This window comes from Pseudomonadota bacterium (genome assembly GCA_038533575.1).
Classification (GTDB): domain Bacteria; phylum Pseudomonadota; class Alphaproteobacteria; order Rhodobacterales; family Rhodobacteraceae; genus Shimia_B.
The window spans coordinates 1-535 of record JBCAYL010000052.1 but is presented as its reverse complement, the minus strand read 5'-3'; the positions used below and the strand labels follow the sequence as shown (position 1 = coordinate 535).

1 protein-coding gene is annotated in these 535 nt (G+C 67.3%); it reads left to right on the top strand.

Going from position 1 to position 535, the window contains the following annotated elements:
• Nucleotides 1-535 (top strand): DNA mismatch repair protein MutS (locus AAFM92_16960; GenBank protein MEL7302046.1); only part of this gene is annotated, 535 nt, incomplete at both ends.

The following is a 535-nucleotide window of genomic DNA, read 5'->3' as shown; positions in this document are numbered from 1 at the left end:
GCCAAGATGGACGCGGGCGGCACCATCCGCGCCGGGTTCTCCGACGAACTCGACGACCTCCGCACGGTCTCGAAGGGCGGCAAGACGTACCTCGCCGAACTCCAGGCGCGCGCCGCCGCCGAGACGGGCATCACGAGCCTCAAGATCGCATATAACAAGGTCTTCGGCTACTACCTCGAAGTCACCAACACGCACAAGGACAAGGTGCCGGTTGCGTGGACGCGCAAGCAGACGCTCGTCAATGCAGAGCGCTACATCACCGAGGATCTGAAGGTCTACGAGGAGAAGATTCTCACCGCCGAGGAGCGCGCCCTCGCGCTGGAGCAGCAGCTGTTCTCGGAGCTGCGCATGGCCGTCGCCGAGGCCGTCGAGCCGATCCAGCGCAACGCCCGCTACCTCGCCATGCTCGACGTGTTCGCCGGGCTCGCCGAGGCCGCGCGGAAGTACGACTACGTGCGCCCGACCGTCGACGAGTCGCGCGTGCTCGACCTCGAGGCAGCACGGCACCCCGTTGTGGAGCGGACGCTGCCCGCGG